The organism is Tessaracoccus flavus (assembly GCF_001997295.1).
In the GTDB taxonomy this organism is placed as follows: Bacteria; Actinomycetota; Actinomycetes; order Propionibacteriales; family Propionibacteriaceae; genus Arachnia; species Arachnia flava.
Map to the genome: position 1 here is coordinate 2,342,790 of NZ_CP019605.1, position 16,499 is coordinate 2,359,288.

The window sequence follows — 16,499 nt, forward strand, 5'->3', positions numbered from 1 at the left end:
GAGCACTCTCACACGCAACGCAATGCGTCGCAGTCGGACGACGGCGGTGATCCTGGTCGCTTTCGTGGCTCTCTCGGCCATGCTCGCCAGCGCCGCCGGCACGCTGATGATCACCGCCAATGGCGCCACCGCCTCATTGATGCGACAGGCCCGCACCCCACACCTGCTCCAGATGCATGCCGGTCAGGTCGACCATGATCGACTTCGCGACTTCGCCGAGAACAACCCGCATGTCGAGCAGTGGATCGCTGCTCCGATGCTGAACGTGGACGGGGCAGCGATCCGGGTCACCGGCGACGACGGCACCGACACGAACCTCGCCGCCGGACTGCAGGACAACAGCTTCGTCACCCAGAACACGAAGTTTGACTTCCTGCTCGACACCGACGGGCAGGTCATCGATCCGGAGCCGGGCACCGTCTGGCTGCCGCTGTTCTACCAGCAGTCACTTGACCTCGGCGTCAACCAGACGGTCACCGTCTCGGGCCCCGGGGAGCCGATCACGCTGCGGGTGGCCGGCTTCCTGCGCGACTCCCAGATGAACGCCAGCTATGCCTCGTCCAAGCGACTGCTGGTTTCCCAGCCCGACTTCGATGCCCTGGCGCTGGCCCTCGGTGAGGCGGGCTCCATCGAGTACCTGATTGAGTTCCGCCTCGACAACCCTGCCGATGTCTCCAGCTTCGACACCCAGTACCGGGAGGCCGGCCTGGAGGCGAACGGTCCGACCATTACCTGGACGCTGTTCGCGCTGATCAACTCGTTGTCCTCGGGGATCACCGCCGCGGTCGTGGCCACGGTGACGCTGCTGCTGGTGGCGATCGCCTTCCTGTGCGTCCGCTTCACCCTGATGACCACCATCGAGCAGGACTATCGCGAGATCGGCGTGCTCAAGGCCCTCGGGGTGCGCCACCGCGACCTGTCGCGGATGTACTCACGGCGCTACCTGGTGATGGCGGCGGCCGGCGCCGGCATCGGGTTCCTTGCCTCGTTGGGGCTCAGCCGGGTGCTGCTGCGAGACATCGAGTTGTACATGGGCCCAGCCGGCCGGACGGTCCAGTCCCTGCTGACCAGTCTGGTGCTCAGCGCGGTCATCGTGCTCGTCATCGCCCTGGCCGTGCGACGCACCTTGCGCCGTTTGGCCAAGGTCTCGCCAGTGCAGGCGATCCGTACCGGATCGGCGAGCCAGAAGCCTGTGCGCCGGGCGCCACGCTGGCTCTCGATCGGCGCGGGCCGATTCAACACCAATGACCTGCTCGGGCTCGGCGACGTGCTGCGTCGTCCGGGGTTGTACGTGCTGCCGCTGGTGATCTACACCCTGGCCGCCTTCATCCTGGTGGTGCCACAGAACCTGCACACGACGGTCACCCGGCCCGACTTCATCACCTACATGGGCGCCGGGGTCAGCGACATGCGCATCGACGTCCCGCAGTCGGCCGGCCTCGATCGGGTGCGCGAGGTCGACCAGCAACTGGCCATTGACCCACAGGTGAGCAGACACACGCTCCTCACCACCGCCTCGTACACCTCCACCGGCGCCGATGGTGGCCGGGTCACCGTCAAGGTCGAGTCGGGTGACCTGGCCGCATTCCCGGTCACCTACCTGTCCGGACGAGCACCCGAAAGCGATGCCGACCTGGGCCTGTCGGCACTCCAAGCCGCGGCGCTGGGCGCGAGCCTTGGCAGCCAGGTCACCCTGACCCCGGTGCGAGCAGCCAACGGGGCTCCCCAGCAAGTGGTGCTGACGGTGACCGGCATCTACCAGGACCTCACCAACGGCGGCCAGACCGCCAAGATGCTGCGCGCCCACACCAGCGCCGACGTGATGTGGAACATCCTGTTCGCCGACTTCATCGAGGGCACCGACCAGACTGCGACCATCGCCGCCTACACCCAAGCCCATCCCGACGTGAAGGTCAGTTCGGTCAGCGTCTACGTCAACGCCACCCTGGGCGGCACCATCTCGGCGCTGCAGGGGGTGGCAGCGGTCTCCTTCGTCGTCGGCGTGCTGGTGGCGGTGCTGATCACCGCCCTGTTCATGCGGATGCTGATGGTGCGCGACGGGTTCTCCATCGCGGCCATGAAGGCCCTCGGCTTTCGCAACAGCGACGTGCATCGCCAGTACGTGGTGCGATCACTGGCCGTCCTGGTGGTCGGCATCGTCCTGGGCGTGGTCCTGGCCAACACCTTGGGTGGGACGCTGGCGGGCCTGATGCTGTCCAGCATCGGCCTGTCGCAACTGCACCTGGTCGCCAACCCGTGGTTGGCCTACCTCGCCTCACCGCTGGCGCTGGTGGCTGCCGTGGTCATCGCGACCCTGGTCAGCACCCGGCCCAGTGACAAGTACTCCATCTCGCAGACGATCAAGGAATGAGAACGCCCATGTCCACCCCCACCGCACTGCTGTCCGCGACCGGAGTCCGCAAGAGCTTCCCCATCGACGGCTCGAACATCGAGGTGCTGCACGGCGTCGACCTGCACATCACCGAAGGCGAATTCGTGGCTGTGATGGGCCCCTCGGGCTCAGGCAAGTCGACCCTGCTGTACGCCGTGTCGGGCATGGACCCGGTTGATGCCGGGGACGTCCACCTGGCCGGCACCGAGTTGACCACCCTGGACGGCGACGGACTGGCTGATGCCAGACGCGAATTGATGGGCTTCGTCTTCCAACAGCCGACCCTGCTCAAGGACCTGCCCCTGCTGGACAACATCGTTCTGACCAGTGCACTGGACAAGGTGGGCACCCCGGCCGAACGCCGGGCGCGGGCTGAGGAGTTGATGACCCGGGCCGGCATCTGGGAACTGCGCGACCGGATGACCTCTCAGGTCTCGGGTGGCCAGTTGCAGCGCGCGGGCATCTGCCGGGCACTGATGCGTCGGCCACGCATCATCTTCGGTGACGAGCCGACCGGCGCACTGAACAGCACCGCGGCCGGTGAGATCATGGACCTGCTCAGTGACCTGAACGCCGAGGGAACCACCCTGCTGGTCGTCACCCACGACGTGCGGGTTGCCGCGCGCGCCCATCGGGTGGTGTTCATGGTCGACGGCCAGGTCACCGATGAACTGTTGCTCGATGCTGACGATGAGGAAACCCGCGTCGACCTGGTGACCAGGCGCGTGCGCGAACTCAGGATCTGAGCTCACCCCTGCCGGGCCACCATCTCGGTGATCCAGGTCGGGGCGAACGGCGAGGTGCAGTTGGGTGGGGTCGGGTAGTCCTTGAGCACTTCCAGGCGCTCACCGATCGTCAGGGCGCGTTCACGCAGGGCGGGGTGGTGGATGCCGATCTGGGCCAGCGTCTCGTTCATCGCCCCACTGCAATGGGGGGAACTGACCACCGAGCGGGTGGTCAAGGATCCCGCTGGGCTCGACCTGACCGGCCTGCTCGACCTGGTCGAAGCCCAGATGAAGACCGCCCCCGAGGGCTCGTGACCACCTCACCCAGGCGGGCCAGTGCGCCGGCTCCGGTGATGACGTGCTGCAGTGCGCCGGCCGAGGCCGACGAGCCCGGCTGTTGCAGCGGGCGTTCCTCGAGCCGTCCGATGCGACGTACGTAGAGGTCGCTACCGGTCAGTTCGAGTCGACGAACACGAACCCGAAGACGGTTGTGTTCGATGAGCCGGTGACCACGCGGTTTGTGAAGTTGACGTCGTTGTCGGCCGTGGGTGGTCAGGCGTGGGCGCACATCGCTGAGCTGCAGGTGCGCGGCGCTGCCGCCGAGGCCCCGGCGTTGCTCGATGATCCGGCGGTGGAGCCGCGGGTGTGGGTGTCGCCGTCGTCGGTCCCGGTCGGCGGGTCGGTGCTGGTCACCGGCGGCGGGTTCGCCCCCGGGGAGGTGACGGTCGAGGCTGGCGGTGAGTCGGTGACGGCCGTTGCCGACGGGTTCGGTTTCGTGGCGACGGAGTTGACGCTTCCTGCTGCGGGTCAGGTGACGGTGACGGTGTCTCAGGGTGACCTGTCGGCGTCGGCGTCGGCGGAGGTGACAGCGGCGCCGGCGACTGCGCCGGTGATCGCGGACCTGGCCGATGTGTCGGTCGAGGTCGGTGAGACCGTGTCGGTGCAGGCGTCGGCCACCGGGACGGCACCGATCGTGTTCTCCGCGTCGGGGCTTCCTGCCGGTGTCGCGATTGATCCGGCGTCTGGTGTGATCAGTGGTGAGCCGGAAGCGGCTGGGTCGTCGTCGGTGACGGTGACGGCCACGAACGAGGCCGGGTCGGATTCGACGTCGTTCACCATGACGGTGGCCGAGGCGCCGGTGGTCGACACCACTGCCCCGGCGATCGCGGCTGTTGGTCCGGTGACGGGGAAGCAGGGCACCGCGCTGTCGGTGACTTTTGAGGCTAGTGACGAGTCGCTGCCGTTGACCTACTCCGCGACGGGGCTGCCGGCAGGGGTGTCGATCAACCCGTCCACCGGTGTCATCTCGGGTACCCCGACCGGGCACGGTGTGTCGACGGCGACCGTCACGGTCACCGATGCCGCCGGGAACACGGCGTCGACGACGGTGCGGTTCACGATCGCCGCGACTGCGTACGAGTTCGTGCCGACCGCGCCGTACACCAAGCCCGGTGTGCATTTCGTCAACGGGCGGCAGTGGCTGACCACGTGTGAGCCGTACTCGCAGACCCAGCGGTGCCGCACCGACATCTGGGCGTCGGTGGTGAAGAAGACCGACACCGGCTTCGTCATCGAGCGGGGGTGGGCGTTCAACAACCTCACCTACCTGCCGTACATGACCCGGGCGCAGTGGGCGTCGAACCCGCTGGGCACGCCTGGCTACTTCCTGGGCACCGATAATGCTCAGTGGCGCACGGAGTGTGACACGGCCGCGACTGGTGCGAATGCGTGCCGGACGTACCGGTTGACGACGGTGTACGCGGCGCACGCGAAGCCGGGTGGCGGGTACACGTTCAGCCAGTCGAACGAGTGGGTGTTCAACAACATGGTGATGTTCCGCCCCTGGTGAGACACGCCGTGTAAAACAGGTGTGGGCCCCGCCGAATCCCCCAGTTCGGCGGGGCCCTTCACGTTCCCTGAGCAGGGCCGGCTCGCTTTGGGAGCAGCCCATCCGTCGCAATTGGTCCCTGAGCTTGTCGAAGGGTTACGGCCGGTGGTTGCTCGCCGCCCTGTGGTCGGGGCGGCGGTAGGGATCGGGGCCGTAACCCTTCGACAGCTCAGGGACCAGGAAGCGACAAGCTCAGGGAACAGGAAGCGACAAGCTCAGGGGGCGAGAAGTGGTGTCACTCCGCGGGGCGGTGGGAGGCGCGGCGCAGACGCGAACCGTAGGCGCGCATCCGGCTCAGCGGCGGGAGCGCGTTGCCGGGGGCGGCGTCGTCGCCCAGAAGGAGGGTGGCCAGGTAGTACCCGCTAGCCGTTCCGTTCATCAGCTCCCCGCGACCGTTACCCCGCGCGTAGAAGCCGCCGGGGATCGCCGAGGCCCCGACCACCGGACGGCCGTGATCACTCGGATCGATCGCGAGCCGGCCCGTCTCCATCCACTCGGCGCCGAGCGCCTCTGCGGCCCACTGCTCAAGCTCGATGGTCGACTCGTCGATCGCTGACAGCGAGGTCTTCTGCCCCAGGACCAGAGCGCCTTCCGTCGTTGGACGGACCATCCAGGCGGGGCCGGTGGCATGAAGGCGCACGTCGGTGACCGGAACGCCCGGCACACACCGGACCACCGGCACCCACTGCGCAGGGCCGACCCGCGCCACGCGTCCCCACGGGCTCACGCCCAGGGTGTCGATGACGGCGGCGCCAGTGATGGAGCCCAGCTCTCGCGCCCACGCGAGGTTGTTGCGGAAGCCGACGCGCGTCACGCCTTCCTTCCGTTTGAGGTGCGTCACCGTGACACCGTGGACCACCTGGACACCCTCGCCCACGGCGGCGGTCCGGAGCGCTGAGGCGTACTCGGCAGGGTCGACGCAGGTGGCCTCGGTGATCAGCGTGGCGTCCCGCGGACCCCCGGCGACGGAGGCCTGCGTGCCCTGCGATCTGTACAGCGCTGCGATCTCCTGCGTCTCGCGCTCGTCGCCGCCAGGCAGGGACTGATCCCGGAGCGTGTGGGTGTCGTGATCGGGCAGGGTCGTCCGGATCTCCTGCAGCGCGGCGATGTTGCGCCGGACATGCTCCCGGGCCGCCTCAAGTCCATACGCATGGGCCATGTTGGCGACTGTCGACGCGTGCCCGATCGCGGCGACGCCATGGCCGATCGCGGCGCTGCGCAGCTCGAGGTTGGGGTCGAGGACCACGACGTCGTAGCCCTCGGCGGCGAGGCGCCGAGACGCCGTCAGCCCGGCAACAGTAGCCCCGAGTACCACCACGTCATGCGCCATGCTCCCACCATAACGCCGTCGCATCCCGCCCCGAGGGAGCCCCGCGCCTCAGTTCAGTTGTTCATGCGAGGCCCCGACCGTGGAGCCGGGGGCCCCGGGCAGTAGCATTCCGCAGACGGAAGGACACACCCCATGTGGAAGTTGCACAACAACGGAGTTCTCTTGCCGGACGCGGTGGTGACACCGACAGAGCGGCTGACGTGGGGTCGGACCGTCGGTCTCGGTGCCCAGCACGTCGTGGCCATGTTCGGCGCGACGTTCGTGTTCCCGCTCCTGATGGGCCTCAACCCGCAGCTGGCAGTCATGATGTCGGGCGTTGCGACGCTGCTGTTCCTCTTCGTCGTCAAGCACCGGGTGCCGAGCTACCTCGGTTCGTCCGCGTCGTTCGTCGGCGTCGCGACTGCCGTCTACACCGCAGGCGGTAACCCTGCGACGCTGACCGGCGCGTTGTTCGTCGTCGGCCTGCTGCTGTTCATGGCCGGACTCATCATCCACTTCGCCGGGGCACGGGTCATCCATCGTGCGCTCCCACCGGTGGTGACGGGCGCCGTCGTCATGCTGATCGGTTTCAACCTCGCCCCGGTCGTGGCGAGCGAATACTGGCCGGTGGACCCGTGGCTAGCGTTCCTCGTCATGCTCATCGTCGTCGGCCTGTCGATCGGGCTGCGCGGCTTCTGGGGCCGCATCGCGATCTTCCTGTCCCTCGTCGTTGGCTACGTGCTCAGCTGGGCGGCCGACGTGGTGATGGGGCCGCTCCAGACCGCGGACGGGGCGCGCCCCCGCGTCGACTGGTCGAACGTCGCAGCCGCGGACTGGATCGGCTTCCCTCCCCTGACTGACCTCGCGAACTGGACCTACGGGGCCACCGACAACGTCGTCGGCTTCCACCTTCCCCAGTTCTCGCTAGGCGCCATCATCGTCGCGATGCCGGTGGTGATCGCGCTGATCGCTGAGAACACGGGCCACGTGAAGGCCGTCGCCGAGATGACGAAGGACGATCTCGACCCGCTCATGGGGCGCGCCATCGCGGCCGACGGCGCCGGGTCCATGGTGGCGACGCTCGTCGGCGCCGGGCCCACCACCACCTACGCCGAGAACATCGGCGTCATGGCTGCTTCTCGCGTCTACTCCACCGCCGCCTACGTCGTCGCCGCCGTCGTCGCCATCCTGTTCGGCTTCTCCCCCAAGTTCGGCGCGGTCATCTCCGCCACCCCGTCGGCGGTCCTCGGCGGCATCACGGTGGTCCTCTACGGCATGATCGGCCTGCTCGGCGCGAAGATCTGGAAAGAGAACAACGTCGACTTCGGCAACCCGCTCAACCTCATCCCCGCCTCCGCCGGCATCATCATCGGCATCGGCAACGTGTCCGTGCCGCTGGGCGGCGACTTCGAACTGGGCGGTATCGCTCTCGGGACGATCGTGACGATCGGCGTCTACCACCTGGCGCGCATCATCGCACCGAGGACCATGCGGGAGCAGGCCGACGGCGCCTCGATCATCTACGACGCGCCGGGCATCTACACGGACGAGGACGCCACACCCCGGCTCTGAGTCCCGCGCTACGGTTGGCCGCGTGGACGAGCTGCAACTGACCTTCCGTGACGCCATGGCGCGCGTGCCCGCGCCCGTGACGGTGATCACGACGATGGTGGACGGGGTACCGATCGGCACGACCGTGTCGGCGTTCGCGTCGCTCTCCATCGCGCCGCCCATGGCGTTCCTGGCGCTCGACAACAGGGGCGGCATGATCGGCCGCGTGCGCGACGCCGGTCGGATCGGCATCAACATCCTCGCGGCCGGGCAGGAGGAGATCGCGATCCGCTTCGCCCGCCGGGACCTTCCCGACCGCTTCGCCGGGCTGGCCTGGCACGACGACCACGGCCTCCCGCGGATCGACGGCGCCGTGGCGTGGCTGCGCTGCGAGCAACTCCAGCTACTCCCGGGCGGGGACCACACCGTCATCCTCGCCCACGTCGACGACGCCGCCACGGCCGGCGACCACTCCCTCGGCTACCACCTGCGCACCTTCCGCGACGTCGGGCCAGCCACCTGACCTGTTCGCCCCAGGAACGGGCCCGATCCAGCGAAGCCCACGGCACGCCCCTCAGCTCATGGCGTCGCCGCGCACCGGATCGTCGCCGTCTTCAGCGCAGATGAGGTCGGCCACCATTGCCGTCCACCCCGTCTGATGCGCGGCGCCGAGGCCGGCACCGGTGTCGCCGTTGAAGTACTCGCTGAAGGTCGGGTGGGCCTGCCACAGCGGTCCAGTCGGCATGTGGATCGGATCGCTCGGGCGGCGCCCGTCGGGGCCGACCCGGAACAGCGAGATCAGCCGCTGCCGCAACTCGTGCGTGATCGCCTCCAGCGTTAGCCACTTCCCGGACCCGGTCGGGAACTCGAACGTCTCATCCTTCGCGATCCCGCGCCCGTACGTGGCCAGCGCATGCACCAGAAGAGTGTTGATCGGGAACCACACCGGTCCGCGCCAGTTCGAGTTGCCGCCGAACAGGTAGTCGCGGCTCTCCGCGGGCTGGTAGTCGATCGGCAGCTTCCCGTGCCCAGGCAATTCCACCGTGATCTCTGACCGGTACGCCGCCGAGAGCGACCTGATCCCGTGTGGGCTGAGGAACTCTCCCTCATCGAGGATCCGCTGGATCAGCCTCCGCAGCCGGTCGCGCGTGACCACCGACAGCGTGGTGACCCCGTCGTGACGCTGCATGATGGGCTCGGTCACCTCCGGCCGACGATCGCGCAGCCATGCCGTGTGCCGCTTGAGGTCGGGCAACTGGTCCGAGATGTCGTCGGGCAGGTTCATCACACCCAGCAGCGGCAGGAGCCCCACGAGCGACCGGACCCTCACAGGCGCCGGCACACCGTTGTCGACCAGGACGTCGTAGTAGAAGCCGTCCTCCTCGTCCCACAGCGCCGCCGCCGGGTTGCCGAACGCGTCCATGGCCTCGGCGATCTCGAGGAAGTGCTCGAAAAACTTCGTCGCGATGTCGCCCCAGCCGTCGTCGTCGCGCGCCAGTTCGACGGCGATCTTCAGCATCGACAGGCAGTAGAACGCCATCCAGCTGGTGGCATCGGACTGCTCGAGGATCTGCCCCTCCGGCAGGGGTGCCGAGCGGTCGAACACCGTGACGTTGTCGAGGCCGAGGAATCCGCCCTCGAACAGGCCCGAGCCATTCTCGTCCTTCCTGTTGACCCACCAGCCGAAGTTGAGCAGGAGCTTCGTGAAGACGCGGACGAGGAACGCCCGGTCCCACGCGCCGTCGGCGAAGAACACCACCCGGGCGGCCCAGGCCAGCACCGGAGGGTTGACGTCGCTGAACTTCCACTCGTACGCGGCCAGCTGCCCGGACGGATGCATGCACCACTCACGGCACATGAGCACCAGCTGCTCCTTGGCGAACCAGGGATCGATACGGGCCAACGCGACGCAGTGGAAGGCGAGGTCCCACGAGGCGAACCACGGGTACTCCCACTCGTCGGGCATGGAGATGATGTCGGCCAGCGCCAAGTGCCGCCAGTAGGTGTTGCGCCCGTCAGGCTCCGGCTCGAGCCGCTCGGCTGGCGGGGCAGGCTCGTTCGGATCTCCCTCGAGCCAGTCGCGCACCGAGTACCGGTAGAGCTGCTTGCACCACAGCAGGCCCGCGAAGGCGCGGCGGGCGATGAACGTGTCCTCCGCAGAGGCCTTCTCGGGGATGACGACGCCGTAGAAGGCGTCGGCGTCGGCCTTCCGGTCCGCCACCACCTCGCAGGCCGCCGCGAATGGGTTCCGGATCCGCGACGCGGACGCGTCGCCCATCATCCGGAGCCGGAGGACCACTTCTTCACCGGGCTGCACTGCGTCCAAGTGCCACCACACAGCGGCCTTGGTGCCCTTGTCGTCGGCGAGCCCCGACTCGTCGCCGTGGACGACGGCGTCGTCGATCGCATCCTTCGGGTGCGCGGGCTGCGGGGTGCCCGAGTCACTCCCGAAGACGCGCTCGGCGTTGGTCTCGTTGTCGCAGAGGAGGAACCTGGGCGCTCCGGCCGGGCCGTCCTCAGCCACGAGATGGTAGGTGCCCAGCCATTCGTGCTTGGCGGTCAGGCAGTCCCGGCCAGCGGCCCGGCCGCGAGTGATGACCGGTCGTCGCTCGTCGCGCCCCCACGACCACGTGTTGCGGAACCACCACTGGCCCAGCACGTCGATGGGTGCGGCCTCGGGGCCGTGATTGACCACGTGAAACTCGACGACGATGTCATCCGGTGAGTCCTTGGCGTGGACGACGGTGATGTCGAAGAACCGGTCCTCGTCCAGGACCCCGGTGTCGACGAGCTTGTACTCGCGGGCCTCCTTAGGCTGGGCGCTTCCCTCGTCGACGAGTTGCCGGTACGGGAAGGCCCGCTGCGGGTAGCGGTAGAGGTACTCCCCATAGGAGTGGGTGGGCGTGGCGTCGACGTGCCACCACAGTTCCTTGGTGTCCTCGCCGTGGTTGCCCTGCGCGTTCGTCAGCCCGAAGAGGCGCTCCTTCAGGCGGTCGTCGTCACCGTTCCAGAAGGCGGGTGCCAGGTTGAGGAAGCCGTAGCGGTCGCAGATCCCCGCGATGCCGTCCTCGCCCCAGCGGTAGGCGCGTCGATGCGAGTGGTCGAAGGGGAAGAAGTCCCACGCGTTGCCGTCGGCAGAGTAGTCCTCCCGGACGGTGCCCCATTGTCGGCCGGACACGTACGGTCCCCAGAGCCGCCAGGGGGCGTGATCGTCGGTGGCTGCGGCGAGCCGCTCGTGCTCTGCGGTCTGACCCGGGCTGTATCGCGAAACCATGCCGCCATTGTGTCAGTGGGCCAATGCAGGAGGTGCCGGAAGACGACGGCCCGGATGAACAAAACCGTCCTGAGCGAAGCCCAGGACGGACGATGGTGGAGCTAAGGGGATTCGAACCCCTGGCCTTCTCATTGCGAACGAGACGCGCTACCAACTGCGCCATAGCCCCATGCTGAATCAGCACGATGAGTTTAGCACCACGCCAGAGAGGGTTCCACTTGGCGTCGTCGAGCAGGAGATCAGCTAGCGAGCATCGATTCGAGCGCACGACGCGGGGCGTCGCGGACCAAGGACAGCGGTCGTCTCACCAGCCCTTCGATACACGGCCGCTCGTCCCTCGCGGCCGTTACTCAGGGAGACGGAATGGGCCAGTTCGGGACGCTACTGAGGGAGACGGAATGGGCCAGTTCGGGACGCTACTGAGGGAGACGGAATGGGCCAGTTCGGGACGCTACTGAGGAGACGGAATGGGCCAGATCGGAAAGACGCTACTGAGGGAGACGGACGCCCGTCGCTCAGCTCAGGAGACCGATCGGCTGGGGGCGCTACTCACCGACCGCGCGGGGGCGGAGTTCGGTGATCGGCGCGCCGAGGGTCTCCTCGTCGTCGAGTACGGCGTCGGGGTGGTCGGCGGTGGGGACCAACGGCGCGCTGGCGACCGGGGCGGAGAGGTCGATCGTGCGCACGGTGCGCGGCAGCAGAGGCTGCGAGACGTAGGTGGCGGGCGTGATGGGGATCGGATCCCAGAGGGCGCCCATCGTCGTCGGCATCGTCAGGTCCACCGAGATCTCGAACTCCTCGGTCTCGGCATGCGCCGACAGGTCGATTGTGGTGGTGTCCTCCGCGTCGTCGTAGCCGGCGCGCACCGCCGCGGCCCTCGCGTCGAGGCTGCGGTGCATCGCGACGACGGTGAACCGCGCCACCGCAAGGAAGGCGATCAGCGGCGTGCCCGGGATGGCGAGCGACCACCACGGGGTGATCGAGAGCGCACTCAGGACGGTGACCACCACCAGGGCGGTGAGCAGCAGCAGCACCGTGGTGCGGCGACGCTTCGCGGCCTGCTTGGCGATCAGCCGGAGCTCGTTGAGTTCCGCACGCCGGGTCAGCGGGGTGGAGACCTCCGCCGCATCCTGCTCGGCCACGTAGTCGGTGATGTCGGAGCGGATGATCCGCATCGAATCGGCGAAGCGCTCGGCCGGGTCGGACTCGAGCTCCACATCTGCGGGCTTCTGCGCGGCGACCCAGGGCAGGGCGACTGCGATTCCAGCGACGACCACGATGGCGATGAGGATTCCGGCGAGCACGGCACCACCGTAAACAACATCGGCGTAATTTTCAGGTCGTACCCCGGCGAGTCGGGGGACGCCTTGAACTCATTCCTCTTCGATGAGCCAGACCTTCACCGCTTCACCCGGGCGAACGGTCTCGATTCCGTCGTCCAGCACGATGAGTGCGTTGGAGCGCGCCAGTTCCGTGAGCGCATGGGGAGCAGACACCTGCTCCACGTGGCGCACGCTCCCCTCGCTCCACACGCGGCCCCGGAGGAGGTGCATCTGGCCGCGCAGGGAGCGCAGCGTGCCGGACGCGATGGCACGCACCGCACGGTGCTCCGTGCGGGCACCCATGAGCCGACGGATGAGAGGGCGGGCAAAGGCGTGGAACGACACGTAGGCGCTGACGGGGTTGCCGGGGAGCATCAACATCGGCACCCGCTCGTCGCCGATGAGGCCGAAGGTCTGGGTGCGGCCCGGCGTCATCAACACGTCGACGGAGTCGACCAGACCGAGGTCCCGCATGACCGACGCGACGGTCTCATAGTCCTCGCGACGCCCGCCGGTGGTCGAGATGACCAGATCGGCACGAATGAGTTGGTCGGTGATGGCCTCGCGGATGGCGTCGGGATCGTTGGAGTGCACCGCCACCCTGAAGACCGTCGCGCCGATCGCGCGTGCCGCCGCCGCGATCATGAAGGAATTGGTGTCAGCCACGTCCCCGTGGCGGATCTCGGCCCCCGGCTCCACCAGGTGCTCCCCCGAACTCACGACGACGACCCTGGGGCGAGGCCGGACGAGGACCTTGTCAACGCCGGCGCTGGCTAGGAGACCGATGGCCCGCTCGCCGAGGACGTCTCCCTCGCTCAGCAGCCGGGTGCCCTGACGGAGGTGCTCACCGGCGGCGCGGAGGTATTCGCCCGCCGACACCTTCTCGATCAGGCGGACGTGGTTCTCCTCGACCGCCGCGAACGACGACGGCAGCACCGCGTTGGCGCCCCGGGGCAGGACATCTCCGGCGCCCACGACGACGGCCGCATCAGCCGGGAGGTGGTCGACATCGGCGTCGACGATGGCGAGCGGCGGGGCGAGGTGGCCCTCGTCGTCGAGCAGGTCAGAGGCGCGCACGGCGTAGCCCGCGACCTTGGCGGTGCTAGCCGGCGGTACGTTGATCATCGAGTCGATGTCCTCGCACATCACCTGATCCCAGGCTTCGAGCAGCGACATCCCGAACGGCTTGAGGGGTTCGACCAGTTCGAGGAGATAGGCGGTGTGGTCCGCCACGCTGCGCAGGCCCTGCGCGTCGGCCGCGGGAGGCTCCGGGAGTCGGGGCTCCTCGATGATCTCTTCTTCTACAACGTCGTCGTCCTGCTTCTTGCGACCAAACCAAGCCATGCTTCTACGATAGGCCAATGCCTAGTGACGCCCAGAAGGACTCGCTGCGGAGCCGTGTCTCGGCGGCCCGCTCGCGAGTCACCGACGGCGAATGGAGCGCGGTCAGCCGCGCCATGACCCGCTCGGCCCTCAACTTCGCGGACGCACGACCGACGGCGACCGTCGCTCTCTACGCGTCCCGGGCCGCGGAGCCGGAGACGGGCGAGCTCATCACAGAACTCGCACGGAGGGGATGGCGCGTGTTGCTGCCCGTCATCCGACGTGCCGTCGACTGGGCCGAATTCGGCGGCTGGGATGAGATGGCGGTCGGTTGGGGCGGGATCCCGCAACCGACAGGGCCGCGCCTCGGAGCCCCTGCGCTCGCCTCGGCGAGCCTCATCTTCGTTCCGTGCACGGCGATCGGGCGGGACTTCTCGCGACTGGGCACCGGCGGCGGGTGGTACGACCGCGCGCTGCTCCACCGCACCGCAGACGCGGCCGTGATCGCGCTGGTCAGAGAGGCGGACGTGTTCGACACCGTGCCGACCGAGCCGCACGACGTCGCGGTGGACGGTTACATCACCGAGGCTGGCGCGACGTTCAAAGACTCGTGAGCCGGCGACGGTCGCCATGCGCGGCCGCCGGCCCCGCGAGGCGCTTCTTGCCTGCTTTGGGCCGTGGGCCGCGCGCGTCTATCATGGCTGCGACTCGAGACGCAAGGACACCAATGCCTACCTACCAGTACCGCTGCACCGAATGCGGCACCGACCTTGAGGTCGTGCAGAAGTTCACCGACGACGCGCTGACCGTGTGCCCGGACTGCGACGGCGAGCTGCGAAAGGTCTTCAACGCCGTCGGCGTCGTCTTCAAGGGTTCCGGCTTCTACGCGACCGACTCCCGCAAGTCCAAGACCGCCAGTACCAAGTCGGCCTCCCCCGCCGCCGAGAAGGCTGCCCCCAAGACCGAAGCCCCCAAGGTTGAGGCGAAGTCGGCCTGACCCGGTCCTGACGTGAGCGCTGCCTGGGTTCGCTGACAGCGCCTTTTTTCGACGCGCTCCTGTGGATAAGGGGAAACCGACGCCACCGGTGACGATGAATGCGGTGTGCGCCCTCTTCGTTCAGCAGCCACCTTCGTCTCGTGGCACCGTCGGCTGATCGGCTCTGTGCTGATTGCGGCCAGCGTCGTCACGATCGCCCAGTGGGTCGCCCGACCCGCACCCGAGACGAGAGCTGTCGTAACCCTCGCGGTTGACCTCACCGCAGGGCAACTCATCTCGGCCGAGCACGTGGAGATGCGCCAGATCCCCGATAGCGCCCTCCCCCTTGGCGCCTTCAGCAGCGACGACGGCGTAGTCGGGCGCGCCGTCGCCGTGGGCCTCAGCCGTGGCACGGTGCTGCAGGACGGCCTCCTCGCGAGCGGCCAGGAGGTGTCAGCTGGGCGCGCCGCGGTACCCATCACGCTGCCGGACGCACGGCTGCTGACCCTGCTGCGGCCAGGCGATGCGGTCACTCTCGTCGCCGTGGGCATGGATTCGGCCGACGTGATCACCGATCTCGCGCGCATCGCTGCGCTTCCCACAGAGTCGCAACCGGGCGTGTTATCGGTGGGAAGCGGCGGCGCCGGTGGCTTGGTGCTCGTGGACGTGCCCGTCGATCAGGCCCCTCGTGTGGCCGCCATGGGCCAGACCGGACAGCTCAGCGTCATCCTCGGAGGTGGCTGAGCGAGTGGCCACCACTCTATTTGAACGTTATACTTCCGCGGGGGCCTGGCCCCGCCGCGCCCAGCGCGGCATCCCGCGCTGCCGCCGCAGTCGCGGGTCCAATCACCGCACCTTGCGGATCCACAGAAAGTTGAGCCACATGAAGGGCTTCAAAGAATTCCTGATGCGCGGCAACCTCATTGAGCTTGCCGTTGCCTTCGTCATGGCCGCCGCGTTCGCCAAGGTCGTCGAGACCTTCACCGCCATGTTCATGGACCTCCTGGGCAAGCTTGGCGGCACCCCCGACTTTTCCTCCTACAACCCCGGCGGCATCTCCGTCGGCGCGTTCCTGACCGCGCTCGTGGCGTTCTTCATCGTCGCCGCCATCATCTACTTCGGCGTGGTCCTGCCCTACACCAAGGCCAAGGAGCGCTTCGACAAGTCCGTCGAGGAAGCCCCCGCCCTTACGAAGTCGGAGCAGCTCCTCGAGGAGATCCGCGACTCGCTCCGCGGCCGCAACGCTCTCTGAGTCGTTCGCAAGCATCGGCGAGGGGCATCACCCGTTGGGTGGCGCCCCTCGCTTATTCCTCTATGAGCGTCCGTCCGTCAATCGGTCCCTGAGCAGCTCGCGAGGAACGAGCGAGCGTCCGTCGAAGGGTAACGACCGAACCCCTACCACCGCCCCCGACCACAGGGCGGCGACCACGGTCGGGGCCGTAACCCTTCGACAAGCTCAGGGAACGAGGACGACAAGCTCAGGGACCTGAACCCTGAGCAGTGACGAGCGCTCAGCGCGAGGAACGTCCGTCGAAGGGTGGTCCCTGAGCAGCTCGCGAGGAACGAGCGAGCGTCCGTCGAAGGGTAACGACCGGATCCCTCCCGCCGCCCTCGACCACAAGGGCGGTGACCACGGTCGGGGCCGTAACCCTTCGACAAGCTCAGGGAACGAGGACGACAAGCTCAGGGACCACGGAGGACAAGCTCAGGGACCACGAGGCGCCAAGTTCAGGGAGCAT

At 68.0% G+C, this 16,499-nt stretch carries 15 protein-coding genes and 1 tRNA gene; 10 read left to right on the top strand and 6 right to left on the bottom strand.

Annotated elements, in window-relative coordinates:
• Positions 1-22: 22 nt before the first annotated feature.
• Entirely contained in the window at positions 23-2,371 is a 2,349-nt protein-coding gene (locus RPIT_RS10880; RefSeq protein ID WP_077343137.1) for an ABC transporter permease, read from the top strand.
• 8 nt (positions 2,372-2,379) lie between these two features.
• Positions 2,380-3,138, top strand: a complete 759-nt coding sequence (locus RPIT_RS10885) for an ABC transporter ATP-binding protein (RefSeq protein ID WP_077343139.1) — start codon at positions 2,380-2,382, stop codon at positions 3,136-3,138.
• 2 nt (positions 3,139-3,140) lie between these two features.
• Here RPIT_RS10885 and RPIT_RS10890 read toward each other — a convergent pair whose 3' ends face one another.
• Positions 3,141-3,308: a hypothetical protein gene (locus RPIT_RS10890; RefSeq protein ID WP_218121537.1), complete on the bottom strand. Its 168-nt coding sequence runs from the start codon at positions 3,306-3,308 to the stop codon at positions 3,141-3,143.
• On the opposite strand from RPIT_RS10890, the gene RPIT_RS15795 reads away from it, so the two are divergent.
• Positions 3,280-3,432 carry a hypothetical protein gene (locus tag RPIT_RS15795; RefSeq protein WP_218121536.1) on the top strand — a complete coding sequence of 51 codons (153 nt, stop codon included), beginning with the start codon at positions 3,280-3,282 and terminating at the stop codon, positions 3,430-3,432. The genes RPIT_RS10890 and RPIT_RS15795 overlap by 29 nt on opposite strands.
• A gap of 43 nt (positions 3,433-3,475) precedes the next feature.
• Positions 3,476-4,966, top strand: coding sequence for a putative Ig domain-containing protein (locus RPIT_RS15970; RefSeq protein WP_077343141.1), 1,491 nt, complete (start codon positions 3,476-3,478; stop codon positions 4,964-4,966).
• 274 nt (positions 4,967-5,240) lie between these two features.
• Here the strand turns inward: RPIT_RS15970 and RPIT_RS10900 are convergent, their stop codons facing one another.
• Positions 5,241-6,335: an FAD-dependent oxidoreductase gene (locus RPIT_RS10900; RefSeq protein WP_162274544.1), complete on the bottom strand. Its 1,095-nt coding sequence runs from the start codon at positions 6,333-6,335 to the stop codon at positions 5,241-5,243.
• 132 nt (positions 6,336-6,467) lie between these two features.
• Between RPIT_RS10900 and RPIT_RS10905 the strand changes: the two genes are divergently transcribed.
• Together RPIT_RS10905 and RPIT_RS10910 are read left to right on the top strand one after the other, a co-directional pair.
• Positions 6,468-7,886, top strand: a complete 1,419-nt coding sequence (locus RPIT_RS10905) for a uracil-xanthine permease family protein (protein ID WP_077343145.1) — start codon at positions 6,468-6,470, stop codon at positions 7,884-7,886.
• Between the two features lie 22 nt (positions 7,887-7,908).
• Positions 7,909-8,388, top strand: coding sequence for a flavin reductase family protein (locus RPIT_RS10910; RefSeq protein WP_077343147.1), 480 nt, complete (start codon positions 7,909-7,911; stop codon positions 8,386-8,388).
• A gap of 51 nt (positions 8,389-8,439) precedes the next feature.
• Here the strand turns inward: RPIT_RS10910 and RPIT_RS10915 are convergent, their stop codons facing one another.
• From RPIT_RS10915 to RPIT_RS10930, 4 genes are all read right to left on the bottom strand, one after another.
• Positions 8,440-11,139 carry an MGH1-like glycoside hydrolase domain-containing protein gene (locus tag RPIT_RS10915; RefSeq protein ID WP_077343149.1) on the bottom strand — a complete coding sequence of 900 codons (2,700 nt, stop codon included), beginning with the start codon at positions 11,137-11,139 and terminating at the stop codon, positions 8,440-8,442.
• Between the two features lie 93 nt (positions 11,140-11,232).
• Positions 11,233-11,308 (bottom strand) — tRNA-Ala (locus RPIT_RS10920).
• A 376-nt stretch (positions 11,309-11,684) separates the two neighbouring features.
• Positions 11,685-12,443, bottom strand: a complete 759-nt coding sequence (locus RPIT_RS10925) for a hypothetical protein (protein ID WP_077343151.1) — start codon at positions 12,441-12,443, stop codon at positions 11,685-11,687.
• Between the two features lie 69 nt (positions 12,444-12,512).
• Positions 12,513-13,805 carry a molybdopterin molybdotransferase MoeA gene (locus tag RPIT_RS10930; RefSeq protein ID WP_077343153.1) on the bottom strand — a complete coding sequence of 431 codons (1,293 nt, stop codon included), beginning with the start codon at positions 13,803-13,805 and terminating at the stop codon, positions 12,513-12,515.
• A 17-nt stretch (positions 13,806-13,822) separates the two neighbouring features.
• Here RPIT_RS10930 and RPIT_RS10935 point away from each other — a divergent pair, with 17 nt between their 5' ends.
• The 4 genes from RPIT_RS10935 to RPIT_RS10950 all read left to right on the top strand — a co-directional run bounded on the left by RPIT_RS10935 (position 13,823) and on the right by RPIT_RS10950 (position 16,012).
• Positions 13,823-14,398, top strand: coding sequence for a 5-formyltetrahydrofolate cyclo-ligase (locus RPIT_RS10935; RefSeq protein WP_077343155.1), 576 nt, complete (start codon positions 13,823-13,825; stop codon positions 14,396-14,398).
• Between the two features lie 113 nt (positions 14,399-14,511).
• Complete coding sequence (locus tag RPIT_RS10940) at positions 14,512-14,781, top strand: FmdB family zinc ribbon protein (protein WP_077343157.1); 270 nt, start codon at positions 14,512-14,514, stop codon at positions 14,779-14,781.
• A gap of 105 nt (positions 14,782-14,886) precedes the next feature.
• The gene (locus RPIT_RS10945; RefSeq protein WP_077343159.1) at positions 14,887-15,504 is read left to right on the top strand and encodes an SAF domain-containing protein; all 618 of its coding nucleotides are present in this window, start codon (positions 14,887-14,889) and stop codon (positions 15,502-15,504) included.
• Positions 15,505-15,643: 139 nt separating this feature from the next.
• The gene (locus RPIT_RS10950) at positions 15,644-16,012 is read left to right on the top strand and encodes an MscL family protein (RefSeq protein WP_077343161.1); all 369 of its coding nucleotides are present in this window, start codon (positions 15,644-15,646) and stop codon (positions 16,010-16,012) included.
• Positions 16,013-16,499: the final 487 nt, after the last annotated feature.